This is a genomic window from Streptomyces sp. NRRL WC-3618, assembly GCF_001280005.1.
In the GTDB taxonomy this organism is placed as follows: domain Bacteria; phylum Actinomycetota; class Actinomycetes; order Streptomycetales; family Streptomycetaceae; genus Streptomyces.
Map to the genome: position 1 here is coordinate 1 of NZ_LGDW01000369.1, position 301 is coordinate 301.

1 pseudogene is annotated in these 301 nt (G+C 71.4%); it reads left to right on the forward strand.

Going from position 1 to position 301, the window contains the following annotated elements:
* Positions 1-301, forward strand: a pseudogene (locus ADL01_RS45485) (hypothetical protein); the annotation flags it as partial.

Here is a 301-nt window from a genome sequence, read left to right on the forward strand (position 1 = left end):
CGCCGGCCCGGCCCGCGCGCACGTCGCCGCGATCCAGGCCACCGGCATGGGCATTGCCACCATCAGCAAGCACACTGGCGTCAGCATCGCCAGTCTCGACCACCTGATGTACGGCAGCGGCCCGTACCCGCCGGCCGTGAGCGTCCGGCCCGAGACGACCGCCGCGCTCCTCGCCTACCCCGGCCACGTCGTCGCCTCGATGCGCTCCTACACGGAGTGGGTGCTGGAGAACGGCAAGCCGAAGCAGGTCGGCACCAGGCCCGAGCAGCGCAAGGGCATCGAGTACGAGTTCGACGTGGCC